The sequence below is a fragment of the Nocardioides sp. T2.26MG-1 genome (assembly GCF_950101795.1).
Lineage (GTDB): Bacteria > Actinomycetota > Actinomycetes > Propionibacteriales > Nocardioidaceae > Nocardioides.
The window spans coordinates 392617-417249 of sequence record NZ_CATNLZ010000012.1 but is presented as its reverse complement, the minus strand read 5'-3'; the positions used below and the strand labels follow the sequence as shown (position 1 = coordinate 417249).

The window sequence follows — 24633 nt, the reverse complement described above, 5'->3', positions numbered from 1 at the left end:
GCCGACACATCACCGGGCAGCCAATTTGCTCACGGAGTCGCGGAGGGCGTCCTCGCCGGCGCGGACGTAATGGTTGAGGACCGTGGTGAGCTTGTCGCCGAGGTACTGAGCGACAACCTCCCAGGACTCGCCTAGCTCCTCGTGGAACCACTTCGTCGCGGCGTGGTGGCGGAGGTTGCGGTAGACGATCGCTTTCGGCCAGGCATTGTCAGGGTCGTTCTCCTCGACCCACTTGCGGACGCGATGCCAGCGCTCGTTGTGCATCTCCGGCTTCACGGGCAGACCGGTGACGGTGTCGATGAAGAGCCACAACTCCTCCTCGGGTGGGAGCGGGTAGTTCCACCAGGCGAGGTTCCGGTCCTTCTCGCGCCGTGCCAGCGTTGCGCGGCGCTGGCGCTCCTCCTCCTGGGCGTTGATGACCTGCTGGAGCGATGCCTTCGCGGGCAACGCGAGCAGCTCCTTGACGCGGGGGAGCAGCTCGTCATGCATGAGCGACTTGGGCAGCGGCACCTCGTGGAGCGTGTGGTTCTTCACCGGGCCGCGGAAGCCGGCCTGGCCGCGCGGGGTGATCCAGGAGCCGTTGACGTGGACATAGCCGTGGTCGAAGAAGACGTCGATCGCGCGGAGGGCGTTCTGCTCGCCGAGGCGGAGGCCGCCGAATCCGGCCACACGGATCTTTGCGCCGAACAGCGGCAGTCGGGTCATCAGCGGGTCGGTGCCGTCGGGGCCGCACAACTTGTCGGCGGCAGCGGCCATCGCGTGCACCTGACGGGTCTCGGGGCGAAGCTGCGGGTCGACGTACTGCGCTGTCGCCCCGTGCAGCACGTTGGCCCTGCCGATCTCGAGCCCGTCCAACGGGTCGATCGACCGGTCGAGCCAACCCAGCCGCCAGGCGAGCTTGCGCATCGCGGCGAGCTGGCCGCGCAGGTCCTCGCGGCCCCGCTGGGAGAAGAGCGTCTTGCCGCCCTTCTCCATCACCTTGCGACTGTGCTCGAGGCGCCATTTCGTCACCGGCACGTCGCCGATGGTCGGCAGGATGTGGGCGTTGAGCCGGGAGATCCGCTGCTCCATCGTCCGCGGCTGCTTGCCGCGCTCGATGCTGTCCCTGAGATACTCCTCGCCGAGCATCCAGATCGTCCGTGACGCGCGGACATCGGCGCCGACCGGCGTCTCCTTCTCGGTGTCGAGTGCGGCCTCGGCCTGCTCGAAGATCTTGCGGGCCTCTGCCTCGGAGCTCGCGCGCCGTAGTACGCGCTTCCATGGCTCGCCGTCGCCGGCGGGCGCCCGGAACATCACCTGGTACTTCGTGCCGCCGGGCTCCGGGGCGTAGAGCCGCACCCGCCACGGCCGCGCGCTGCCGCCCAGTTTGCGCGGCTTGCCCTGCGCGAGCAGGGTTGGCTTCTTCCGAGTGGCCACCGGCGTCCCTCCTAAGGTGGACCGGTGGGAGGCGCGTCAGGCTCCCGAGAATCCGTTTCGTGTATCACTCTCGCGTATCACTGGCCCCGAAATGATACACGTGCCACTCGTCAGGAGTCACAGGAATGGCCAACCGGCTCGCCAACGCGACCAGCCCCTACCTGCTCCAACATGCCGAGAATCCGGTGGATTGGTGGGAGTGGGGCCCTGAAGCCTTCGAGGAGGCACGGCGTCGTGATACACCAGTCCTGCTCTCCGTCGGGTACGCCGCCTGCCACTGGTGCCACGTGATGGCGCACGAGTCATTCGAGGACGAGGCGACGGCGGCGTACCTCAACGAGCACTTCGTCGCGGTCAAGGTCGACCGCGAGGAGCGGCCGGACGTGGACGCGGTCTACATGCAGGCGACCACGGCGATGACCGGGCACGGCGGGTGGCCGATGACCTGCGTGCTCGACCACGAGGGCAGCCCGTTCTTCGCGGGCACCTACTTCCCCGACCGGCCGCGGCACGGGCAGCCCGCGTTCCGTCAGGTGCTGGAGGCGCTGAGCGACGCCTGGCGCAACCGCTCCGACGACGTGCGCCGGGTCGCGGCAAACCTGCGCGAGCACCTGGCCACCGCGAGCCTGGCCACCGCGGGCGCGCCGATCACGCGCGAGGTGCTCGACGGCGCGGTGCGCACGCTGGCGCAGGAGTTCGACCGGCAGTCGGCCGGCTTCGGTGGGGCGCCGAAGTTCCCGCCGTCGATGGTGCTGGAGTTCCTCTGGCGTCACGGCTCGCCCGACGCGCGCACCATGCTCGACGCCACGCTCGAGGCGATGGCCCGCGGCGGCATGTACGACCAGCTCGGCGGCGGCTTTGCGCGCTACTCCGTCGACAGGGACTGGGTGGTGCCGCACTTCGAGAAGATGCTCTACGACAACGCGCTGCTGCTGCGGGTCTACGCCGAGTGGGGCACCGACCTCGGCGAGCGGATCGCCCAGGAGGTCGCCGAGTTCCTGGTCCTGGAGCTGCAGACCGCCGAGGGTGGTTTCGCCTCGGCGCTGGACGCCGACTCCGAGGGTGCCGAGGGGACGTACTACGTCTGGACGCCCGCGCAGCTGACCGACGTGCTCGGTCCCGACGACGGGCCGTGGGCGGCGCGGCTGCTCGGCGTGACCGAGGAGGGCACCTTCGAGCACGGCGCCTCGACGCTCCAGCTCCGCGAGGACCCGCGCCCCGCTGAGCTGGCCCGGTGGCTCTCGGTCCAGCAGCGGCTGCGACAGGCTCGCGACCGTCGGGAGCGCCCCGCCCGCGACGACAAGGTGGTCGCAGCGTGGAACGGCCTGGCGGTCAGTGGCCTGTGCTGGGCGGGCACCCTGCTCGACCGTCCGGACCTGGTCGAGGAGGCCGACAGCGCCGGCGAGCTGCTGTGGCGGGTCCACCTCGTCGACGGCCGGCTCCGGCGGGTCTCCCGCGACGGCGTCGTCGGTGCCCCGGCCGGGGTGCTGGAGGACCACGGCTGCGTCGCCGCGGGCTTCCTCGACCTGCTGCAGGCCACCGGTGACCCGGTCTGGCTCGAGCGCGCCGGGCTGCTGCTCGACCTCGTGCTCGAGCACTTCGCCGTCGGCGACGGCGGCTTCTTCGACACCGCCGACGACGCCGAGGCCCTGGTCGCCCGGCCGCGCGACCCGTCCGACAACGCCAGCCCGTCGGGGCTCTCGTCGGTGGTGCACGCGCTGTCGACGTACGCCGCCCTCACCGGGTCGGGACGCCACCGCGACGCCGCCGAGGCGGCGCTGGCCTCGGTCGCGACCCTGGCTGAGCGGGCCCCGCGGTTCGCGGGCTGGTCGCTCGCCGCGGCCGAGTCGATGCTCGACGGCCCGGTCGAGATCGCGGTCGTGGGGGAGTGGTCGCCCGAGCGCGACGAGCTCGCCGCCCGGGCCCGGCGCCACCCGGGCGCTGTCGTCGTCGTTGCGGACGAGGCTGACGAGGACATCCCGCTGCTGGCCGGACGCACCGAGGCGGACGGCCGTCCGGCGGCGTACGTCTGTCGCCACCTGGTCTGTCAGCGGCCGGTGACCAGCGTCGAGGAGCTGGACGCGGCCCTGTCGCGCTGACCGCCGGGCAGGTACCGTGACAGTGTCACTGTGAGAGTCACGGTGAAGAGTCCACCCTGACGGGTTCCCCAGGAGCACGCGATGACCCAGGCCTCCGCCCGCCCGCAGTCCAGCCCCGAGCGCGGGCCGGCCGCGACGTTCGAGTCGCTGGACCCCGCGACCGGCGAGGTCGTCGGCGTCTTCCCCGTGCACGGCGAGGAGGAGGTCCGAGAGGCGGTCGCCCGCGCCCGCAAGGCCGCCGAGTGGTGGTCGGGGCTGACGTTCAAGGAGCGCAAGGTCTACCTGAACACCTGGAAGTCGGCGATGGTCCGCCGGCTCCCGGAGCTCGCCGACCTGATGCGCCGCGAGATGGGCAAGCCCCACTCGGACGCGATGCTCGAGGCGACGCTGGCGGTCGACCACATCGCGTGGGCCGCCGGCCATGCCGGCAAGGTGCTCGGCCGGCACCGCGTCTCGCCGGGCATGCTCATGGTCAACCAGGCCGCGACCCTGGAGTTCCGCCCACTCGGCGTGGTCGGCGTGATCGGTCCGTGGAACTACCCCGTGTTCACCCCGATGGGCTCGATCGCCTACGCGCTCGCCGCCGGCAACGCCGTGGTGTTCAAGCCCAGCGAGCACACGCCCGCGATCGGCGAGTGGCTGGCCCGCACGTTCGGCGAGTGCGTCGGCCGGCCGGTGTTCCAGGTCGTCACGGGCCGGGGCGAGACCGGCGCGGCGCTGTGCCGCGCGGGCGTCGACAAGGTCGCGTTCACCGGCTCGGCCGCCACCGGCAAGCGGGTGATGGCCACCTGCGCCGAGACGCTGACCCCGGTGGTGATCGAGGCCGGCGGCAAGGACCCGCTGATCGTCGACGCGGACGCCGACGTCGAGGCGGCCGCCGACGCCGCCCTGTGGGGCGCGTGCAGCAACGCGGGCCAGACCTGCACCGGCGTCGAGCGGGTCTACGTGCACGAGCGGGTGTACGACGAGTTCGTCGCCGCGATCACCGACAAGGCCCGTGGCCTGAGCGCGCACGGCGGCGAGGGCGCGAAGATCGGCCCGATCACGATGCCGAGCCAGCTCGGCGTGATCCGCCGGCACATCGACGACGCGCTCGCGCGGGGCGGTCGCGCGCTGGTCGGGGGCGCCGACGCGGTGGGGGAGCGCTTCGTGCAGCCCACGATCCTGGTCGACGTGCCGGAGGACTCCGCGGCGGTGCAGGAGGAGACGTTCGGCCCGACCGTGACCATCGCCAAGGTGCGCGACATGGACGAGGCGGTCGCGCTGGCCAACGGCACGTCGTACGGCCTGGGCGCCACGGTGTTCAGCAAGGACAACGGGATGGCGATCGCCGAGCGGATCCGCTCGGGGATGACCGCGATCAACGCGGTGATCTCGTTCGCCGCGATCCCGAGCCTGCCGTTCGGCGGCGTCGGTGGCTCCGGCTTCGGCCGCATCCACGGGGCCGAGGGGCTCAAGGAGTTCACCTACGCCAAGGCGATCGCGCGGCAGCGGTTCAAGCCGGCGCTCGCGCTGACGACGTTCGACCGCACCGAGCAGGCCGACCGGCGGCTCGCCGCGATCGTCAGGACCCTGCACGGTCGCGGCTGAGACCTGTAGTGGCCGCCACCAGCTGGTCGCCGAGCTCGGACCGGAGGTACAGCACCGAGCGGCCGTGCCGCGCCGAGGTCAGCAGCCCGGCGGCGCGCAGCGCACGCAGGTGCTGGTTGACCGCCGGCGGCGTCACCCCGAGCCGGACCGCGAGCTCGGTCGACGACGCCGGCGCCTCGAGCAGCACCAGCAGCCGGGTGCGGACCGCGCCGAGGATCCCGGCCAGCGCGTCCGGGGTGGCCGGCCGGTCGCTCTCCCAGAGCGAGCCGGCGCCGCGGGCGCCGTACATGATCAGCGGCGGCTCGTCCGCCGAGATCGGGGCCGTGACGTTGCGGGTGAAGAACGACGGCGCCAGCGTCAGCCCCTCGCCCGCGGTCGAGCGGCGGTAGCCGACCTTCGAGGTCATCTCCACGACCAGGACGTCGTCGACCAGCCGGATCCGCGGGGAGAGGTCGGCGAACATCGCGGCCAGCCCCTCACGGGCGATCGTGCGGCCGCGGTGCACGATGTCGGCCTCGAGCACCGCGCGCATCCGCGGCCACCACGGCTCGAGGCAGGCGTGCCAGTACGCCGCCATCGCGTCGACGATCCGCGCCAGCACCCGGTCCGGGCGACCGCGCAGCGCCGCGGGCCGGGTCGTCCGGTCGGGGTGCACCTCGGCGATGTCGGAGCCGACCACCTCGGGCGGGGTCCGCGCCAGCGCGGCGAGCTCGTCGTCGAACCGGGTCAGCGGCGACCACGGGCGCGGCGTCAGGAAGTCCGGGCTCCACAGGTCGTCGTTGGTCAGCGCGAGCAGCATCTCCCGGTCGAGCCTCGCGCGGGCGTCCTCGGTCAGCTGCAGCCACCGCAGCTGCAGCGGGTAGCGCCCGGGCTGGCGCCAGGTGCGCAGCGACAGAGTCAGCTCGTTCATCGGCGAGAGCGCGAACCGGACCTCGCCGAGGTCGGCGCCGGCCAGCTCGTACTCGATCCTGAACATGAAGCACAACGCTATATCGATGGTGGGCGGTCGCGACCCGTGTCAGAAATGTCCGCGTGCCGCGACCCGTCCTGCTGCCCACCGAGCCCGTCGAGCGGGCGCTCACCCTCTCGACCGTCACCGCGGCGGCCTCCACCGGCCTCTTCTACAGCGTGAGCGCGCTCTACTTCACCCGGGTGATCGGGCTGTCCGCGCCCACGGTCGGCCTCGGCCTGACGATCGCCGGCGCGGTCGGCGTCGCGGCGTCGTTCGCCGGCGGGCAGCTCGCCGACCGGGTCGGCGCGGACCGGCTCCAGCTGGTCGCCAACGCCGTGCAGGGCGCGGCGCTGCTCGCCTACGTCTGGGCCGGTACGGCGGTCACGTTCACGCTGATCGCCTGCGTGGCGGTCGGCGGGCGCAGCCTCCAGGGCACCGCCAAGGCCACGCTCCAGGCGCGGTGGTTCACCGGGCCGGAGCGGGTCGCGGTCCGGGCCCGGCTGCGCGTGGTCACCAACGTCTTCATCGGGCTCGGCACCTGCCTCGCCGCGGCCGCCCTGGTCGTCGGCACCGCCGAGGCCTACCGGGCGACGATGGTGCTGGTCGCGGTGCTGACGGCGCTCGCGACCATCCCGCTCGCCGGGCTGCGCGCCCGGGCGCCCGGGTTGGTCGAGGCCCTCGCCCGCACGCTCGACGAGGGCGGCGACCCCGTGCGTGGCCCGTCGCCGCTGCGCGACCGCACCTACCTGACCTCGGTCGCGCTGAACTCGGTGATCGCCATGCAGTTCGGCATGCAGAGCGTCGGGGTGCCGCTGTGGATCGCCACCCGGACCGAGGCGCCGACGGTGGTGATCTCGGTGCTGCTGGTGGTCAACACCGTGCTCGTCGCGCTCTTCCAGGTGCGCGCCTCGCGCGGCACCCACGAGATCGGGCACGCGGGCCGCACCGTGCGGCGGGGCAGCCTGCTGCTCGCGGCCGCCTGCCTGCTCTACGGGTCCGCCGGCAGCGGCGGCGCGGTCGCCGCGGTCGTCGTGCTGGTGGCCGCGGAGCTGCTCGGCACGGCCGCCGAGATCTGGTGCGAGGCCGGCGGGTGGGGCCTGGCGTTCGAGCTGGCCGACCCGCGCAGCGCGGGCGCCTACCAGGGTCTGTCGCAGACCGGCTACGCGCTGGCGAACATGCTCGCCCCGCTGGTCGTCACCGCCACCGCCGTCGACCACGGGATGCCCGGGTGGGTGCTGCTCGCCGCGGTGTTCGCGGCCGCGGGCACGGGGGTGGGCGCGCTGGCCGGGCGGGCCGCGACCCGGCGTACGCAGCCGGTCGCGCTGATGGCCTGACTCGGTCGCGAGGGTTCAGCGCAGGGAGTACGTCGCCAGCGAGACGCCGACGTAGTGCGAGACGAACGCCAGGATGGTGAACGTGTGGAACACCTCGTGGAAGCCGAACCACCGCGGCCACGGGTCGGGCCGCTTGAAGCCGTAGACGACGCCGCCGAGGGTGTAGAGCGCGCCGCCGACGAGCAGCATCACGAAGATCGCGACCCCGACCCCCATGCCGAGCTCCTCGGCGCCGTGCAGGAACGACGGCATGAAGAACACCGCGGCCCAGCCCATCGCGATGTAGATCGGGACGTAGAGCCAGCGCGGCGCGTCGGTCCAGAACACGCGGAAGAGCACGCCGAGGATGGCGCAGCTCCAGATCGTGGTGAGCAGCACCGCCCGCTGGGTGCCCTCGAGCAGGATCAGGCTGAACGGCGTGTAGGAGCCCGCGATCAGCAGGAAGATGTTGGAGTGGTCGAATCGCCGCAGGAACGCCCAGGTCCGCGGTGACCAGGTGCCGGTGTGGTAGATCGCCGACACCGAGAACAGCACGAGCGCCGAGCCGGTGAACACCGCCGAGCCGATCCGGGTCGAGGTGGTCGGCGAGAGCGCGACCAGCACGATGCCCGCCGCCAGCGTCAGCGGTGCCACGCCGAGGTGCAGCCAGCCGCGCAGCTTGGGCTTGAGGTCGGCGACCTTGTCGTGCAGCTCGTGCAGGTGGTCGAGGCCCGCGCGGACGGCGTCGTTCGCGCCGGTCCGCGCCCGGTCCATCGCCTCGTTCATGCTCCGAACCTACCCCGCGGTACGCCGATCGACGCTTCCTGGAGCGGTAGCGCGGTGAACGTCACGTCCGCGCGGACACCGGCGAGCAGCCGAGCCCGCCGGTAGCATCGCAGTCGTGGCGGACTGGAAGCGCGGCCTCCGACGGGTGCTCTACCCGGCGTACGAGGCACGCATGCTGCGCCGGATGCCGGCGGAGAACCTGCCCAAGCACATCGGCGTGATGCTCGACGGCAACCGGCGCTGGGCGCGGGCGGTCGGGCGCGACACCGCGGACGGCCACGAGGCGGGGGCGGCGAACATCGAGCCGCTGCTGGGCTGGTGCGACGAGGTCGGCACCGAGGTCGTCACCCTGTGGCTGCTCTCGACCGACAACCTCAACCGGCCCGAGCGCGAGCTGGGGCCGCTGCTCGACATCATCGCCGACGCCGTGGACTCGCTGGCCGTCCAGCGGCGCTGGCGGCTGCACCCTGTGGGCGCGCTCGACCTGCTGCCGGCCTCGGTGGCGCAGCGGCTCAAGGCCGCCGAGGAGGCCACCCGCGACGTCGAGGGGATGCTGGTCAACGTCGCGGTCGGGTACGGCGGGCGGCGCGAGATCGCGGACGCCGTACGCTCCCTGCTCCTCGAGGCGGCCGAGAGGGGCACCTCGGTGGAGGAGCTCGCGGCCGGGATCGACACGGAGTCGATCGCCGAGCACCTGTACACCAAGGGCCAGCCCGACCCCGACCTGGTGATCCGCACGTCGGGGGAGCAGCGGCTCGGGGGCTTCCTGCTGTGGCAGAGCGCGAAGTCGGAGTTCTACTTCTGCGAGGCCTACTGGCCCGACTTCCGTCGCGTGGACTTCCTGCGCGCGCTGCGTGCCTACACGCTGCGCGAGCGGCGGTTCGGCTCCTGAGAGCGGTCCCGTCACACCCGCCGGGGGCGGGTTACGGACACATGACGTTCACCCGCGCGCCCGGGCGTGTCGCCCGAAAACACCCGGACCGCGGCGTACTTTCGCCGTAACGGCGGGTGGGGAAGCCTGCTGTATCGGGAGGCCCGTTCGTGAGACATCACGACTGCACAGCACGGCGGCAGCGTTGCCGTGCGACCGGGAGCCGGCACTCCGGCGCTCGGGCTCGTTCCGGTCCGTCTGCTTGATCCACGGCCGGGGCGTCGAGTGCGCGCGCCGGCCTGCGAAGGGGTTACCGTGCCGCAGCCTCCGAAGTCGCAGAAGTCGCCTCGCCCCGCCTCCACCACGCGGGCTCGCTCCACCGCCGCACCGACGGTGCGCACCTACGTGCTCGACACCAGCGTGCTGCTCGCCGACCCGGGCGCGCTGCACCGGTTCGCCGAGCACGAGGTGGTGCTCCCGGTCGTCGTGATCACCGAGCTGGAGGGCAAGCGGCACCACCCCGAGCTGGGCTTCTTCGCGCGCAGCGCGCTGCGGATGCTCGACGACCTCCGGATCACCCACGGCCGCCTCGACGAGCCGGTCCCGGTCGGCGACGAGGGCGGCACGATCCGGGTCGAGCTCAACCACACCGACGCCGACTCGCTGCCCTCGGGCTTCCGGCTCGGCGACAACGACACCCGGATCCTCGCCGTCGCCCGCAACCTCGCCAACGAGGGGCACGACGTCACGCTGGTCTCCAAGGACCTGCCGCTGCGGATCAAGGCGTCCGCGGTCGGCCTGGACGCCGAGGAGTACCGCGCCGAGGCGATCAGCGACTCCGACTCCGGCTACTCCGGCATGGCCGAGCTCGAGGTCGGCGCCGCCGAGCTCGACGAGCTGTACGACGACGGCGTACTCGACCTCGAGGCCGCCCGCGACCTGCCCTGCCACCAGGGCCTGGTGCTGCTCTCCGACCGCGGCACCGCGCTGGGCCGGGTCGGCCCCGACAAGCAGGTGCACCTGGTGCGCGGCGACCGCGAGGCGTTCGGCATCCACGGCCGCTCCGCCGAGCAGCGGATCGCTCTGGAGATGCTGCTCGACCCCGACGTGGGCATCGTCTCGCTGGGCGGCCGCGCCGGCACCGGCAAGTCCGCGATGGCGCTGTGCGCCGGGCTCGAGGCGGTGATGGAGCGCCGCCAGCACAAGAAGGTCGTGGTGTTCCGCCCGCTGTTCGCGGTCGGCGGCCAGGAGCTCGGCTACCTGCCCGGCTCGGAGTCGGAGAAGATGTCGCCCTGGGCGCAGGCGGTCTTCGACACGCTGGGCGCGATCACCTCCCGCGAGGTCATCGAGGAGGTCCTCGACCGGGGCATGCTCGAGGTGATGCCGCTGACGCACATCCGCGGCCGGTCGCTGCACGACTCGTTCGTAATCGTCGACGAGGCCCAGTCGCTGGAGCGCAACGTGCTGCTCACCGTGCTCTCGCGCATCGGCGCCAACTCCAAGGTCGTGCTCACCCACGACGTGGCCCAGCGCGACAACCTGCGCGTCGGCCGCCACGACGGCGTCGTGGCGGTGGTGGAGAAGCTCAAGGGCCACCCGCTGTTCGCCCACGTCACCCTGACCCGCTCCGAGCGGTCCCCGATCGCCGCCCTGGTCACCGAGATGCTGGAGAACGTCACGCTCTGAGGCGCTTGCGGGGTTCGGCTGTCCGGCCACACCACTGTGACTGCTGTGACTCCTGAGGTGACCTAGGTCCCGGGTCCGGCAGTCGTTGCTCACAATCTCGGCCGTTCGGTTTGCAACCACCTCCGACGTCAGGCAGGGTGGCCCGTGATCTTTTCGTGACCTACCGACCTCGGGAGTCGTTGGTCGCCGGGAAGTCCCACCGTCGTCTACCCCGATACCGAGCCCTTGTCGAAACGCACGAAGTACGAACCGAGGCACCGGCATGTCCCCGAGCCGACCCTCACCGCAGCGCCCCGCAAGGTCCTGCGCAACACCGTGGTGATGTCCTCGGTCGCCGTCGCGGCGACCGGAGTCGCCGTCTCGGGCGGCGTGCTCAGCTCGCCTGCAAGCGTCAGCGTGGCCGCCGAGGACCTCGGCACCGCGGTGACCGGCACGACCTCCGGCGGCCAGGTGGTCGACCGCGACCCGATCGTGTCCCGTGGCTCGGTGTCGCGCACCTCGGCGGACCGCCGCGACGCCGCCGACCCCGCCAAGGAGGCCGCGCTCTCGGTCGACGACGGCCCGGCGGTGACCCGCACGGTCGACGTCGCCGACGGCGACCCGCGCGAGATCGCCCAGGCCCTGATGCCGCAGTTCGGCTTCTCCGCCGACCAGTTCGGGTGCCTCGACTCGCTGTGGACCCGCGAGAGCGGCTGGAGCCCCAGCGCCCACAACCCGTCGTCGGGTGCCCACGGCATCCCGCAGGCGCTGCCCGGCTCCAAGATGGCCTCGGTCGGCTCCGACTGGGCCACCAACCCCGTCACCCAGATCACCTGGGGCCTGGGCTACATCCAGGACCGGTACGGCAGCCCGTGCGGCGCCTGGGCCCACTCGGAGTCCCACGGCTGGTACTGACCGGGCACTGGCCGGCGCTCCTCACCGACCGAGGAGCTGCTCCATCGCCTCGATCTCGGCCCCCTGGGCGTCGATGATGCTCCCCGCGAGCTTCACGGCCGCCGCGTAGCGGCCGTCGGCCTGCTCGGCCTTCGCCATCTCGACCGCCCCCTCGTGGTGCTCCACCATCATCTCCAGCCACCTCGCCTGGAACTCGGCGTCCGAGGCGCCCTCGAGCGCCTGCAGGTCGGCGTCACCGGACCCGTGGTCGGCGTGCAGGTGGTCGCGGACGGTCTCGGGCACCTCGGCGCCCCACCCGGTGAGCCAGTCGCTCATGGTCTCGATCTCCGGCGTCTGCGCCGCGCGGATGTCCTCCGCGAGCCGCTCCACCTCCGGGTCCAGCGGCCGGCCCAGCGTCAGGTCCACCATCGAGAGCGCCAGGGCGTGGTGCTGGATCATCTCGGTCGCGAACGCCACGTCCGCGTCGTTGTGCTCCGTGGCCGAGGCCTGCGCGGACGACCCGCCGGCAGGCTCGTCGCCGCCGCACCCCGACCCGGCCACGCCCACCGAGAGCCCGACGGCCAGAGCACCGACGATCCGTACGACGCGGCTCACGGGTGCGTCATCGACTCGACGTCGAGGGCCTCGTCGAGCTGAGCCTCGGTGAGCTCGCCGCGCTCGACGTACCCCATCGCGACCACGGTCTCGCGGATCGTCGCGCCCTCGGCCAGCGCCCGCTTGGCGATCTTCGCGGCGGCCTCGTAGCCGACGTACTTGTTCAACGGCGTGACCACCGACGGCGAGGACTCGGCGTACTGCCGCATCCGGTCGGCGTTCGCGGTGATCCCGTCGACGCAGCGCTCGGCCAACACCCGCGACGATGCGGCCAGCAGCCGCGCTGACTCCAGCACGTTGCGGGCGATCACCGGCATCGCGACGTTGAGCTCGAAGCTGCCGCTCGCCCCCGCAGCGGCGACGGCGGCGTCGTTGCCGACCACCTGGAAGCACACCATCAGCGTGGCCTCGGGCAGCACCGGGTTGACCTTGCCGGGCATGATGCTCGACCCCGGTTGCAGGTCGGGCAGGTGGATCTCGGCGAGCCCGGTGGTCGGCCCCGACGACATCCAGCGCAGGTCGTTGCAGATCTTGGTGAGCCCGACCGCGACCGTGCGCAGCACGCCGCTGAGCTCGACCAGCGAGTCACGGGTGCCCTGCGCCTCGAAGTGGTTGCGGGCCTCGGTGAACGGCTCGCCCGCCGTCTCGCCGAGGACGGCGATCACGCGGGCGGCGAAGCCCGGCGGGGTGTTGATGCCGGTGCCGACCGCGGTGCCGCCCAGCGGCAGCTCACGCACCCGGGGGAGCACCGACTCGAGCCGCTCCGCGGCGTACCGCACGGTCGCGGCGTAGCCGCCGAACTCCTGCCCGAGCATCACCGGGGTGGCGTCCATGAGGTGGGTGCGGCCGGACTTCACCAGGCCCGCGAACTCCGAGGCCTTGCGCTCCAGGCTCGAGGCGAGCGCGTCGAGGGCGGGCAGCAGGTCGCGGGTCACCGCCAGCGTCGCCGCGACGTGGATCGCGGTCGGGAACGTGTCGTTGCTCGACTGGCTGGCGTTCACGTGGTCGTTGGGGTGCACGTCGGTGCCGGCGCGCTGGGCGACCGTGGCGATCACCTCGTTGGCGTTCATGTTGGAGCTGGTGCCCGACCCGGTCTGGAACACGTCGATGGGGAACTCCGCGTCGTACTCGCCCTCGGCGACCGCGGTCGCCGCCGCCACGATCGCCCGCGACCGCTCCTCGTCGAGCACGCCGAGCTCGGCGTTGACCGTCGCCGCGGCGGCCTTCACCCGGCCGATGGCGTGGATCAGGGCGGGCTCGATCGGGGTGCCGCTGATCGGGAAGTTCTCCACGGCGCGCTGGGTCTGGGCCCGCCACAGGGCGTCCGCGGGCACGCGGACCTCGCCCATGCTGTCGTGCTCGATCCGGAACTCTGCCTGGTCGCTCATGCCTCGGACGGTACCCGCGAGACGAACAGCCAGTACGTCTCGTCCCGGTCCTGCAGGCGCACGTCGTGCCCGTAGCCGGTCGCGTTGCCGAACACCGACCGCATCGTCTCGGCGAGCTCCGGCGCGTCGGCGGCCGACCAGACCGCGAGCGCGCCTCCGGGCCGTAGCGCCCGTCTGGCCGCCTCGAGGAACGGCGTCTCGTACAGCGCGGCGTTGACGTCGTGGACCAGGTACCCGGGGCCGTTGTCCACGTCGAGCAGCAGCAGGTCGTACGACGCGGGCCGCGCTTCGGTGAGCGCCACGGCGATGTCCGCGACGACCACGGTGACCCGCTCGTCCGCGAGCAGCGCCGGCCCGTGCGGGATGGTCCCGGCGCGCATCCAGTCGACCAGCGCCTGCTCGATCTCGACGACCGCGACCTTCTCCACCCGCGGGTCGGCCAGCACGGCGTGCATGGTGAACCCGAGGCCCAGCCCCCCGACGATCACGGCCCGCGGGTGCTCCACCTGCGCCAGCGCCGACTCGGCCAGCGCCTGCTCGCTGCCGACCTCGAGGGTGTCCATCACGAACACGCCGTTGGCGCGCAGCTCGAGCGCGGTCGGCGCGTGCTCCTCGCGACGCTCCCGCAGCACCAGCTCGCCGCGCTCGGTCTCGGCGCGCGCGATCTCGACGTACTCCATGGCGGCCAGTCTGGCGGACCGCTGTTCCGGGACGTCATACGGTCAGTGTGTCCGCCTGCTCCTTCCGTATGACGTCCCGAGGAGGGGGCAGGCCCGGAAACGTCCACCGGCCGGATCCGAACACCGATCTCCACAGTGACGGGGCCATCGCGCCCGTCGGTCCCGCCGCGGCGCGACGGTGGGGTGCATGACCAGAGGACCCACGTACGACGACGCCCGGTTCGCCACGGCGCGTCAGCTCGCGAGCGAGCAGGGTGAGGTCCTCTCGCGGCCACAGCTCTACGCCCTGGGCATCACCCGGTGGGAGATCCGTGGGCAGGTGCGCGGCGGCCGGTGGGAGCTGATCGGCGACCAGTCCGTCAAGCTCCACAACGGCGCGATCAGCCCCACCGGCGAATGCTGGGCAGCGGTCTTCCAGGGCGGGCCACGAGCCTGCCTCGACGGCGGCTCCGCGCTGGTCGCGGCCGGGCTCGAGCGCTACGAGCTCGACCGGGTCCGAGTGTCGGTGCCGCGTGGGGCCCGCATCCGGCGCAACCGCCGGTTCAACATCCGCCAGACCCGCCGCTGGGCAGCCGATGAGATCATTCGCGTCGGCGTGCCGCGCACCGAGCCGGCGACGGCAGCGGTGCGAGCCGCCCTGTGGGCGCGCACCGACCGGGAGGCGACGTACGTGCTGACCCTCACCGTGCAGCAGGGCCTCGTCCCGGCCGCCGCGATCGGCGAGGCGCTCTTGCGGGTGCGGCGCGACCGGCGCCGGCTGCTCCTGCACGAGATCGTCAACGAGCTGGTCGACGGTGCCCGGTCCCTCGGCGAGTTCGACGTGGTGCGCGAGCTACGTCGTCGTGGTCTCCCGGCTCCGGCTCGGCAGGTGCTGCGCCGAGACGGTCGCAACCGCTACTACCTCGACCTCTACTGGCCAGAGTTCGGACTCGTGCTCGAGATCGACGGCATCCACCACACGTGGGCGGAGAACGTGGTCGGCGACGCCCTGCGGCAGAACGCGATGGTGCTCACCGGTGACACCTTCCTCCGGCTCCCGTTGCTCGGGCTGAGGCTCCAACCCGAGCGGTTCTTCGAGCAGATCGCCCAGGCGCTCCGGGCTCGCGGCTGGTCGGTCGCCGCCTGACAGCCGCTTCCGCCTGCGACGACGTCATACGGTCGGTGTGTCCCCTTGCTCCCTCCGTATGACGTCCGGCGCGCCGCCCTACTCCGCGGAGCGCACCCGCACGCCCGCGGGCCCGACCGAGCTCAGCGGCACCGTGACGGTCCCGCCCGGGTCGGTGAAGAAGTCGTTGCCCTTGTCGTCGACCACGATGAACGCCGGGAAGTCCTCGACCTCGATCTTCCAGACCGCCTCCATGCCGAGCTCGGGGTACTCCAGCACCTCCTGGCTCTTGATGCAGTCCTGCGCCAGGCGTGCGGCCGGACCGCCGATCGAGCCGAGGTAGAACCCGCCGTGCGCGGCGCACGCGTCGGTGACGGCCTTGGAGCGGTTGCCCTTGGCCAGCATCACCATCGAGCCGCCGGCGGCCTGGAACTGCTCGACGTAGGAGTCCATCCGCCCGGCGGTGGTCGGGCCGAACGAGCCGGACGCCATGCCGACCGGGGTCTTCGCGGGCCCGGCGTAGTAGACCGGGTGGTCGCGGAGGTACGCCGGCATCTCCTCGCCGGCGTCGAGCCGCTCCTTGATCTTCGCGTGCGCGATGTCGCGGGCGACCACCAGCGGGCCGGTCAGCGAGAGCCGGGTCTTGACGGGGTACTTCGTCAGCTCGGCGAGCACCTCGGCCATCGGCCGGTTGAGGTCGATCTTCACGACCTCGCCCCCGGAGATGTCCTCCGCGACGCCGGCGTCGGGCATGTAGTGCGCGGGGTCGGTCTCGAGCTGCTCGAGGAACACGCCCTCGGGGGTGATCTTGCCCAGCGCCTGGCGGTCGGCCGAGCACGAGACCGCGATCGCGACCGGGCAGGAGGCGCCGTGCCGCGGCAGCCGCACGACGCGCACGTCGTGGCAGAAGTACTTGCCACCGAACTGCGCGCCGATCCCGAACGACTGGGTCAGCTCGAAGACCTGCTGCTCCAGCTCGAGGTCGCGGAAGCCGTGCGCCGACATCGACCCCGACGTCGGCAGGTTGTCGAGGTAGTGCGCGGAGGCGTACTTGGCGGTCTTCATCGCGTACTCCGCCGACGTCCCGCCGATCACGATCGCCAGGTGGTACGGCGGGCAGGCCGCCGTGCCGAGCGAGCGGATCTTCTCGTCGAGGAAGCTCAGCATCCGCTGCGGGTTGAGGACCGCCTTGGTCTCCTGGAACAGGAACGACTTGTTCGCCGACCCACCGCCCTTGGCCATGAACAGGAACTTGTACTCCGGCGTCCCGTGGGTGGGCGTGGAGTAGATCTCGATCTGCGCCGGCAGGTTGGTGCCGGTGTTCCTCTCCTCGTACGTCGTGAGCGGCGCGAGCTGGGAGTACCTCAGGTTGAGCTTGGTGTAGGCGTCGTACACACCCTGCGAGATCGCCTCGCCGTCGTCGCTGCCGGTGAGCACGCCCTCGGACTTCTTGCCCATCACGATCGCGGTGCCGGTGTCCTGGCACATCGGCAGCACGCCGCCCGCGGAGATGTTGACGTTCTTGAGGAGGTCGAGCGCCACGAACCGGTCGTTGCCGGAGGCCTCGGGGTCGTCGATGATGCGGCGCAGCTGCGCGAGGTGCGCGGGCCGCAGGTAGTGCGCGATGTCGTGCATCGCCTCGGCGGTGAGGCGTCGGATCGCCTCGGGAGAGACCTGCAGGAAGGTCTGGCCGTTCGCCTCGAAGGTGGAGACGCCCTCGGCGGTGACGAGCCGGTACGGCGTGTCGTCGGGGCCGATCGGGAGGAGGTCGGAGTACAGGAACTCGGGATCTTGCGCCACGACCCACCAGGGTAGACCTCGGTCTAGGCTGGCCCGCATGGAGGGACAGCTCGAGCCCCGCCCCGACCGGCCCCACGACCCCTCGGCGCTGCGGATCTCCGACGCCGAGCGGCACCAGGTGGCCGAGATCCTGCGCGAGGCCGCCGGCGAGGGACGCATCGACCTCGACGAGCTCGACCAGCGCCTGGAGGCGACGTACGCCGCCCGCACCTACGCCGACCTGGTCCCGATCACGCTGGACCTGCCGGCGCACCGGCCGGGCCACCCGGCGCCCGTGACGCCGCCGCGGCCGCCCGTGGTGGTGCCCGGGCCCGACCACGAGCGCCACCTGGCGATCATGTCGGGGCTCGACCGGCGCGGTGCGTGGGTGGTGCCCCGGCACCTGACCGTCACCGCGTTCATGGGCGGCGCCGACCTCGACCTGCGGCAGGCGAGCTTCGCCGCGCAGGAGGTCGTGATCACCGTCAACGCGTTCATGGGCGGCGCCCAGATCACGGTCGGCCCGCACACCCACGTGGTGGTGGAGGGCATCGGCATCATGGGCGGCTACTCCGGCCCCGACGGGCGTACGCCGGCCGAGCTCGACGAGACCTCGCCGACCGTGCGGGTGCGCGGCGTCGCGATCTGGGGCGGTGTCGCGGTGCAGCGCAAGCCGCTGAGCCGCAAGCCGCGGCGCCGGGACTGACGAGGCTCAGCCCGCCGCGGCGGGCTGCTCCGCGGCGTCGGCCATGGCGTGTCCGACGATCCGGCCGGCGTGCTCCTGGTCGACCGTGAGGTTCTCCCCGGTGCTGGGGTCGAAGAGGTGGATCTTCGACCCGTCCACCCAGATCTCGGCCTCCTCACCCTCCGTGATCCGGCTCGTCCCGTCGAGGGAGACCACGAGCTGGGTGTGCAGGGCCTCCCCATCCAGGTCGCGCTCGAGCTGCCGCAGCTGCTCCTCGACCTCCGGCGGCGCCTCGAACGGGATGTAGGCGTAGGTCTCGTTGCCGAGCCACTCCACGACCTCGACGGTGGCCCGGAACGTCGATCCGGGCGGCGCGTCGCCCTTCACGGACGCGTCCTCGAAGTGCTCGGGCCGGATGCCGGCGATGAGCAGCCCCTTGCCCGCCGCCTTCTCCGCCTTCTCGCGGGGGAGCTCCACGGAGCCGAACGGCATCTTGGCGGCCGTGCCCTCGACGGTGACGGGCAGGAAGTTCATGGGGGGAGAGCCGATGAAGCCGGCGACGAACAGGTTGCCGGGGTTCTCGTAGAGCTCGCGAGGTGTCGCGAGCTGCTGCAGGACGCCGCGCTTGAGCACGGCGACGCGGTCACCCAGCGTCATCGCCTCGGTCTGGTCGTGGGTGACGTAGACGGTGGTGATGCCGAGCTTCTTCTGCAGCCGCGAGATCTCGGTGCGCATCTGACCGCGCAGCTTGGCGTCGAGGTTCGACAGCGGCTCGTCGAAGAGGAACGCGTCGGCCTCGCGCACGATGGCCCGGCCCATGGCGACACGCTGGCGCTGCCCGCCCGAGAGGTTCCCGGGCTTGCGCTCGAGGTGCTCGTCGAGCTCGAGGGTCTTCGACGCCGCGCGCACCTTCTCGTCGACCTCGGCGTTGGGCGCCTTGGCCAGACGGAGTGGGAAGGCGATGTTCTCGTAGACGCTCAGGTGCGGGTAGAGCGCGTAGTTCTGGAACACCATCGCCAGGTTGCGCTCGCGCGGTGCCAGGTCGTTGACCCGCTTCTCGCCGATCATCATGTCGCCGGAGGTGATGTCCTCCAGCCCGACGATCATCCGCAGCAGCGTGGACTTCCCGCAGCCGGACGGCCCGACGAGGATCATGAACTCGCCGTCCTGCACGTCGATGCTGACGTCGTTCACGGCGGGGAAGCCGTCGCCGTACTTCTTGACGATGTTGCGCATGTCGATGGAGGCCATCGGGTCACCCCTTCACGGCGCCGGACGTGAGCCCGGCGACGATCTTTCGCTGGAACAGCAGGACGATGATGATGATCGGGACGGTGACCACCACGGAGGCGGTGGCCAGCTGCCCGTACGGCGGGTTGAACGGGTCGGGTCCGACGAAGTAGGACATCTGCGCGGGGACCGTGCGGGAGGACGTCGTCGACGTCAGCGAGATCGCGAGCACGAACTCGTTCCACGCGAAGAAGAACGTCAGGATCGCCGCGGTGAACACCCCGGGTGCCGCGAGAGGGACGATCACCTTGCGGAACGCCTGCCACGACGTCGCGCCGTCGACCTGGGCCGCCTGCTCCATCTCCCATGGGATCTCGCGGAAGAACGCCGAGAGCGTCCAGATCGCCAGCGGCAGCGTGAACGACATGTAGGGGATGATCAGCCCGGGCCAGGTGTTGAACAGCCCGAAGGTCCGCCACATGTCGAACAGCGGACCGACCAGCGAGACCACCGGGAACATCGCGATGGCCAGCGCCAGCGAGAGCACCGCGCGCTTCCCGCGGAACTCCAGGCGGGCGATGGCGTACGCCGCGAGCGTGGCGAAGATGACCGAGAGCAGCGTCGAGATCGCGGCGATGCCGAAGGAGTTGCGCAGCGCGTCCAGGAAGTCCGGGTTGTCGAGGATGTCCCGGTAGTTCTGGAGCGTCGCGTCCTTGGGCAGGAACTGCGGGCTGCCGGCCGCGGTCTCGTCGGTGCCCTTGAAGGACAGGGACAGGATCCAGGCCACCGGCAGCAGGCACCACACGAGGATGAGCACGAACCCCACCCAGGTGCCGACCTTGTCGCGGGTCGCGTTCGCGGCGGCCATCAGCCCTCACCCCTCGCCTGGGCCAGGTCGACCCGGAACAGCCTCACGATCAGCCAGGCCAGCAGCAGCACGGTGAGGAACAGCAGCACCGAGAGCGCCGAGCCCAGGCCGAGCTGCATCTGCTCGATCACCTGGCGGTAGGTCAGGAACGAGGAGGACTCGGTGTCCTGGGCGCCCCGCGTCATCACGAAGATGTTGTCGAAGATCCGGAAGGCGTCGAGTGCCCGGAACAGCACCGCGACCATGATCGCGGCCCGCATGTTCGGGAGGATCACCTTCCGGAGCCGCTGCCACCAGGTGGCGCCGTCGACCTTGGCCGCCTCGATCATGTCCTCCGAGACCTGGGAGAGCCCGGCCAGCAGCAGCAGTGCCATGAACGGCGTGGTCTTCCAGATCTCCGACACCATGATCGCGAACATCGCCGGCCAGTGGCTGCCGAACCAGTTGGTGTCCGAGCTGATCCAGGGAAGCCAGGCGAACCACGCGTTCACGAAGCCGTTGTTGAGGCTGAACGCGAACTGCCAGGCGAACGCCGAGACCACCGTGATGATGCCGTAGGGGATCAGGATCGAGGTCCGCATCGCCCCGCGTGCGAACACGATGCGATGCATCACCATCGCGAAGGCGAAGCCGATGACCAGCTCGACGGCCACGGTCACCACCATGATCAGCAGCGTGTTCCAGGTGTCGCGCCAGAACAGCGAGTCGGTGAGCACCGTGGCGTAGTTGGAGAAGCCGACGAACTCCCGGTCGTCCGGCGTGGTGAGGCGGTAGCGGTACATCGACAGGTACAGCGCCCGCAGCATCGGCCACGCGGTGACGACGAGCATCACCACGACGGCCGGCAGCACCAGCCGGAGGCCCAGCCGGTTCTCCGCGCGGGCGCGATCGGTGACGACGACCTTCGCCGACGGCTTCGTGCCGGCTGCCATCGGTGGCTTCGCGACGGTGCTCACAGCAGCCTCCCTCCCTTCAGCACGTCCTCGATGAAGTCCTGCGACTCCTGCGGCGTCTTGCTGTTCACGGCGCTGGGCGGGTGCCAGGTGCTCTGGATGCCGCCCGAGATGTCGCTCCAGTACGGCGTGACCGTGCGCGGTGCCGCGGCGTCCAGGCTGTCCTGGAAGAGCTGCAGCAGGTCGGCCGGGTAGATCTTGGCCAGCGGCTGGTAGTCATAGCCCTCGGCGCTGGCCGGCATGTTGCCGGTGAGCTCGGCGTTGACGCCCTGGTTCTCCGGGGAGGTGATGCACTCGATGGCCTTCATCGCCTCGTCGACGTGGTCGGAGTAGGCGCTCACGCCGACGCCGATGCCGCCGTAGGGCGGGTGCGACTCCTCGCCCTCCACGGTCTGGGGGTAGCGCGCGTAGCCGATGTCCTTCTTCACCTCGGGCTGGCTCTCGTCGTAGTTGGTCCAGATGTAGGTCCAGTTGGCGAGGAACGCGCCCTGAGCCGAGCCGAAGGTGCCGCCGGCCTGGCCCTCCTGCGCGACCGAGAGGTCGGCGGGCGCGGCCGCGGAGCCGGCGAGCTTCGCGATCACCCCGGCGGCCTTCGTCCCCGCCTCGGAGTCGAGCTCGAGCGTCAGGTCGACACCCTTGTCGGTGTCGGTGGCGATCTCGCCTCCGGCTCCCGCGATGAGCGAGTTGATCCAGACGACGTACCCCTCGTACTTGTTGGCCTGGACGGCGACCTTGCCGCCGTTGTCGGCGGCGGCGTCGATGATCTGGTCCCACGTGACCGGCTTGCTCATGTCGATGCCGGCCTTCTCGACGAAGGACTTGCGGTACCAGAGCACCTGGGTGTTCGACCAGAACGGCGCGACCACCAGCTGGTCGTCCCAGGTGGCCGCCGTCGTGGCGCCCTCGAAGGACTGCTCCTTCAGCTTGTTCTGGAGCTCCTGGGGGAGCTCCGCGAGGTAGCCCGCGTTCGCGAACTCCGCGGTGAACGGGGGGTCGATGCTCATGATGTCGATCTCGGGGTCCTCGGCAGCGAGCCGCCGAGCCAGCTGGATCCGCTGCTGGTTGGCATCCTGCGGCAGGACCTGGGTGCTGATCGTGTAGTCGTCGGTGCTGCAGTTCTCGGCGACCTTGTCCTGGCCCCCGGCGTCCGGGTTGATGTACCAGATGAGCGTCGGCTTACCCGAGTCGGCGCTGGCCGAGCACGCGGCGAGCACTCCCGAGAGCATCGTCACCGCCGCGGCGGCGGCCAGACCCCGGCTGGTCCGCCGGCGCCTCTCGCGAGCTGGTCGGCGACCCTCGATCGGTGGATGCTGCATGCGATCCTCCTCTGTGGTCTAGATCACATGTAGCCCGTTGGAGTCGCGTTGTAAACCTCGTGACGCCGTCGGAGTCTGCGTCGAGTCGACCGTCCCGCCCGGGACCAGCGGGACCAACGACCCGGCCAAGTCCGGACTCTGGTACTCCCCCCACGGCCGCGCGGGCGGGGTACGGTGACCGTGCTCACCTTTACTACGGATCGTCCGGCACGTACCTGCCGGTGAAGGAGTTGTTCCAGCATGGCCACAGTCAGGTTCGAAGAGGCTCAGCGTTGGTACCCCGGTACCGACAAGCCGGCGGTCCCGGGCATCTCGCTCGAGATCGGTGACGGGGAGTTCGTGGTCCTCGTCGGTCCCTCCGGGTGCGGTAAGTCCACCACCCTGCGGATGCTCGCGGGGCTCGAAGAGGTCAACAAGGGCCGGATCTTCATCGGCGAGCGGGACATCACCAACACCCCGCCGAAGGACCGGGACATCGCGATGGTGTTCCAGAACTACGCGCTCTACCCGCACATGTCCGTCGCGGACAACATGGCGTTCGCGCTGAAGATGGCGAAGGTGCCGTCCGAGGAGCGCAACAAGCGAGTTCAGGAGGCCGCCAAGATCCTCGGCCTGACCGACTACCTCGACCGCAAGCCGAAGGCGCTCTCCGGCGGTCAGCGCCAGCGCGTCGCCATGGGTCGCGCGATCGTGCGCCAGCCGCAGGTGTTCTGCATGGACGAGCCGCTGTCGAACCTCGACGCGAAGATGCGCGTGCAGACCCGCACCGACATCGCCAAGCTCCAGCAGGACCTCGGCGTCACCACCGTCTACGTCACCCACGACCAGGTCGAGGCCATGACGATGGGCGACCGGGTCGCGGTCATGAACGAGGGCGTCCTCCAGCAGGTCGACACGCCGCTGGCGCTGTACGACCGGCCGGTCAACCTGTTCGTGGCCGGCTTCATCGGCTCCCCGCAGATGAACCTGATGACCGCCGTCGCCGAGAACCGGCAGGCCAAGATCGGTGACTACCACGTGCCGGTCGACGACGCCGCGGCCGCGCGGATGCAGGGCAACATCACCGTCGGCGTCCGCCCCGAGGCGTGGCGCGTGGTCGGCGGCAGCGAGTCCGGTCTGCCCGTGAAGGTCACCGTGGTCGAGGACCACGGTGCCGACGCGTTCATCCACGGCACCTGCGGTGTCGAGGGCACGCCGAGCAACATCGTCATCCGGGTGGCCGGTCGTGACCACCCGCAGAAGGGCGACACGATGTACGTGACGACGGACCCGAAGAACGTCCACGTCTTCGACACCGAGACCGGCGAGCGTCTGTCGGCATGAGCCGGGCCGGTGGTTGAGGTGCGAGCGTAGCGAGCCTCGAACCACCGCAACGTCACAGGGCGGCGATCCCCGGATCGCCGCCCTGTTCTGTCTCCGGGTCGTCTACGTGGCCCGATCTGCCGTACGCCGGATGCCGGCGACGAACGTGCCGAACAGCTCGCGGGGCAGGTCGTGGCCCATTCCGTCGATGAGCAGCAGCTCCGCACCCGGTACGGCGGCAGCGGTGGCGCGCCCGCCGGAGACGTGCACCATCTTGTCGGCCAGGCCGTGGATCACCAGGGTCGGCACCCGCACGCTCCGCAGCCGCTCGCTGCGGCTGGACTGGGTGATGACCGCGAGCATCTGCCGCAGCACCCCCTCGGCGCTGACGCCGCGGTCGTAGGTCTCGCCGGCACGGTTCTCGACCTCCTCGCGCGACTGCGGGAAGCCGGGGGACCCGATCAGCGTCCAGACCGCCACGCTGCTGCGGACGTAGGCCGCGCGCCCCGGTCGCCGCCCGCCGAGGAGGGCGGGGAACAGCGAGGGGTGCTGCCAGCCGACCGTCCGCTTCCCGGTCGTCGACATGATGCTGGTCATCGAGAGCACCCGCGCGGGATGGGTGATCGCCATCGTCTGCACGATCATCCCGCCCATGGACACGCCGGCCACGTGGGCCGCCGGCAGCCCGAGGTGGTCGAGCAGCCCGAAGGCGTCCTCGGCCAGGTCGCGCATGTCGTACGGCGCGCGCACCCGGGCGCCGGCGAACGCGCGGATCAGCGTCGCCCGGCTCACCCGGGCCCCCAGGAGGGTGGAGCGGCCGGTGTCGCGGTTGTCGTAGCGGATCACGTAGAAGCCGGCCCGGGCCAGCGCCTCGCACAGCTCGGGATCCCACCAGTTCATCGGACCGCCGAGGCCCATCACCAGCAGCAGCGGGTCGCCGTCGGGGTCGCCGAAGGTCTGGTAGCACAGCTCGATCCCGTTGCCGACCGGCGCGAACAGCTCCTCGGATCTCGGCACGGCCGGCGCGTCCAGGCCGGACGGAGGTGTTGACGCCTCGTCGTTGGGGGTACGGGAACCTCGGGCCACACGCCCAGTCAACCAGGCGCCCGGTGCCGGTTGAAACCGA

General features: G+C 71.3%; 21 protein-coding genes. 9 read left to right on the top strand and 12 right to left on the bottom strand.

Annotation, left to right across the window (positions count from 1 at the left end):
- Positions 1 to 9: 9 nt before the first annotated feature.
- Positions 10 to 1416: a tyrosine-type recombinase/integrase gene (locus QQZ14_RS11805; protein WP_284534497.1), complete on the bottom strand. Its 1407-nt coding sequence runs from the start codon at positions 1414 to 1416 to the stop codon at positions 10 to 12.
- 125 nt (positions 1417 to 1541) lie between these two features.
- Here QQZ14_RS11805 and QQZ14_RS11800 point away from each other — a divergent pair, with 125 nt between their 5' ends.
- Positions 1542 to 3515, top strand: a complete 1974-nt coding sequence (locus QQZ14_RS11800) for a thioredoxin domain-containing protein (RefSeq protein ID WP_284534496.1) — start codon at positions 1542 to 1544, stop codon at positions 3513 to 3515.
- An 81-nt stretch (positions 3516 to 3596) separates the two neighbouring features.
- Positions 3597 to 5105 carry an aldehyde dehydrogenase family protein gene (locus tag QQZ14_RS11795; protein WP_284534495.1) on the top strand — a complete coding sequence of 503 codons (1509 nt, stop codon included), beginning with the start codon at positions 3597 to 3599 and terminating at the stop codon, positions 5103 to 5105.
- On the opposite strand, the gene QQZ14_RS11790 is transcribed toward QQZ14_RS11795, so the two are convergent.
- Positions 5080 to 6081 carry an ArsR/SmtB family transcription factor gene (locus tag QQZ14_RS11790; protein ID WP_284534494.1) on the bottom strand — a complete coding sequence of 334 codons (1002 nt, stop codon included), beginning with the start codon at positions 6079 to 6081 and terminating at the stop codon, positions 5080 to 5082. The two genes, QQZ14_RS11795 and QQZ14_RS11790, sit on opposite strands and share 26 nt — an antisense overlap.
- Before the next feature lie 56 nt (positions 6082 to 6137).
- Here QQZ14_RS11790 and QQZ14_RS11785 point away from each other — a divergent pair, with 56 nt between their 5' ends.
- A complete protein-coding gene (locus tag QQZ14_RS11785; protein WP_284534492.1) occupies positions 6138 to 7391 on the top strand; it encodes an MFS transporter in 1254 nt (417 codons plus the stop codon).
- 15 nt (positions 7392 to 7406) lie between these two features.
- Here QQZ14_RS11785 and trhA read toward each other — a convergent pair whose 3' ends face one another.
- The gene (gene trhA / locus QQZ14_RS11780) at positions 7407 to 8156 is read right to left on the bottom strand and encodes a PAQR family membrane homeostasis protein TrhA (protein WP_284534491.1); all 750 of its coding nucleotides are present in this window, start codon (positions 8154 to 8156) and stop codon (positions 7407 to 7409) included.
- A 115-nt stretch (positions 8157 to 8271) separates the two neighbouring features.
- Between trhA and QQZ14_RS11775 the strand changes: the two genes are divergently transcribed.
- From QQZ14_RS11775 to QQZ14_RS11765, 3 genes are all read left to right on the top strand, one after another.
- Complete coding sequence (locus QQZ14_RS11775) at positions 8272 to 9048, top strand: isoprenyl transferase (RefSeq protein ID WP_284534490.1); 777 nt, start codon at positions 8272 to 8274, stop codon at positions 9046 to 9048.
- Positions 9049 to 9342: 294 nt separating this feature from the next.
- Positions 9343 to 10713, top strand: coding sequence for a PhoH family protein (locus tag QQZ14_RS11770; RefSeq protein ID WP_446740489.1), 1371 nt, complete (start codon positions 9343 to 9345; stop codon positions 10711 to 10713).
- 225 nt (positions 10714 to 10938) lie between these two features.
- Positions 10939 to 11607, top strand: coding sequence for an aggregation-promoting factor C-terminal-like domain-containing protein (locus QQZ14_RS11765; protein ID WP_284534489.1), 669 nt, complete (start codon positions 10939 to 10941; stop codon positions 11605 to 11607).
- Positions 11608 to 11628: 21 nt separating this feature from the next.
- On the opposite strand, the gene QQZ14_RS11760 is transcribed toward QQZ14_RS11765, so the two are convergent.
- The 3 genes from QQZ14_RS11760 to QQZ14_RS11750 are packed head-to-tail and all read right to left on the bottom strand — an operon-like array spanning position 11629 to position 14269.
- The gene (locus tag QQZ14_RS11760) at positions 11629 to 12201 is read right to left on the bottom strand and encodes a DUF305 domain-containing protein (RefSeq protein ID WP_284534488.1); all 573 of its coding nucleotides are present in this window, start codon (positions 12199 to 12201) and stop codon (positions 11629 to 11631) included.
- On the bottom strand, positions 12198 to 13589 hold the full coding sequence (locus QQZ14_RS11755) for a class II fumarate hydratase (protein ID WP_284534487.1): 1392 nt from the start codon (positions 13587 to 13589) through the stop codon (positions 12198 to 12200). The genes QQZ14_RS11760 and QQZ14_RS11755 overlap by 4 nt, the downstream gene beginning before the upstream one ends.
- Positions 13586 to 14269 carry a spermidine synthase gene (locus QQZ14_RS11750; RefSeq protein ID WP_284534486.1) on the bottom strand — a complete coding sequence of 228 codons (684 nt, stop codon included), beginning with the start codon at positions 14267 to 14269 and terminating at the stop codon, positions 13586 to 13588. Before QQZ14_RS11750 ends, QQZ14_RS11755 begins: the two co-directional genes overlap by 4 nt.
- 187 nt (positions 14270 to 14456) lie before the next feature.
- On the opposite strand from QQZ14_RS11750, the gene QQZ14_RS11745 reads away from it, so the two are divergent.
- The gene (locus tag QQZ14_RS11745) at positions 14457 to 15395 is read left to right on the top strand and encodes a hypothetical protein (RefSeq protein ID WP_284534485.1); all 939 of its coding nucleotides are present in this window, start codon (positions 14457 to 14459) and stop codon (positions 15393 to 15395) included.
- 78 nt (positions 15396 to 15473) lie between these two features.
- Here QQZ14_RS11745 and QQZ14_RS11740 read toward each other — a convergent pair whose 3' ends face one another.
- Positions 15474 to 17213: a fumarate hydratase gene (locus QQZ14_RS11740; protein WP_284534484.1), complete on the bottom strand. Its 1740-nt coding sequence runs from the start codon at positions 17211 to 17213 to the stop codon at positions 15474 to 15476.
- Here QQZ14_RS11740 and QQZ14_RS11735 point away from each other — a divergent pair.
- Positions 17212 to 17859 (top strand): DUF1707 SHOCT-like domain-containing protein, encoded by a 648-nt coding sequence (locus tag QQZ14_RS11735; protein WP_284534483.1) that lies wholly within the window; start codon positions 17212 to 17214, stop codon positions 17857 to 17859. The two genes, QQZ14_RS11740 and QQZ14_RS11735, sit on opposite strands and share 2 nt — an antisense overlap.
- Before the next feature lie 6 nt (positions 17860 to 17865).
- Here the strand turns inward: QQZ14_RS11735 and QQZ14_RS11730 are convergent, their stop codons facing one another.
- Genes QQZ14_RS11730 through QQZ14_RS11715 form a run of 4 tightly spaced genes read right to left on the bottom strand, consistent with a single transcriptional unit; the run spans position 17866 to position 22205 of the window.
- Entirely contained in the window at positions 17866 to 19089 is a 1224-nt protein-coding gene (locus QQZ14_RS11730; RefSeq protein ID WP_284534482.1) for an ABC transporter ATP-binding protein, read from the bottom strand.
- Between the two features lie 4 nt (positions 19090 to 19093).
- Positions 19094 to 19936: a carbohydrate ABC transporter permease gene (locus tag QQZ14_RS11725; RefSeq protein WP_284534481.1), complete on the bottom strand. Its 843-nt coding sequence runs from the start codon at positions 19934 to 19936 to the stop codon at positions 19094 to 19096.
- On the bottom strand, positions 19936 to 20892 hold the full coding sequence (locus tag QQZ14_RS11720) for a carbohydrate ABC transporter permease (RefSeq protein WP_284534480.1): 957 nt from the start codon (positions 20890 to 20892) through the stop codon (positions 19936 to 19938). Before QQZ14_RS11720 ends, QQZ14_RS11725 begins: the two co-directional genes overlap by 1 nt.
- Entirely contained in the window at positions 20889 to 22205 is a 1317-nt protein-coding gene (locus tag QQZ14_RS11715; protein WP_284534479.1) for an extracellular solute-binding protein, read from the bottom strand. Before QQZ14_RS11715 ends, QQZ14_RS11720 begins: the two co-directional genes overlap by 4 nt.
- Positions 22206 to 22445: 240 nt before the next feature.
- On the opposite strand from QQZ14_RS11715, the gene QQZ14_RS11710 reads away from it, so the two are divergent.
- Positions 22446 to 23528 carry an ABC transporter ATP-binding protein gene (locus QQZ14_RS11710; protein ID WP_284534478.1) on the top strand — a complete coding sequence of 361 codons (1083 nt, stop codon included), beginning with the start codon at positions 22446 to 22448 and terminating at the stop codon, positions 23526 to 23528.
- 102 nt (positions 23529 to 23630) lie between these two features.
- Here the strand turns inward: QQZ14_RS11710 and QQZ14_RS11705 are convergent, their stop codons facing one another.
- Positions 23631 to 24524 carry an alpha/beta fold hydrolase gene (locus QQZ14_RS11705; protein ID WP_284534477.1) on the bottom strand — a complete coding sequence of 298 codons (894 nt, stop codon included), beginning with the start codon at positions 24522 to 24524 and terminating at the stop codon, positions 23631 to 23633.
- Positions 24525 to 24633 lie beyond the last annotated feature (109 nt).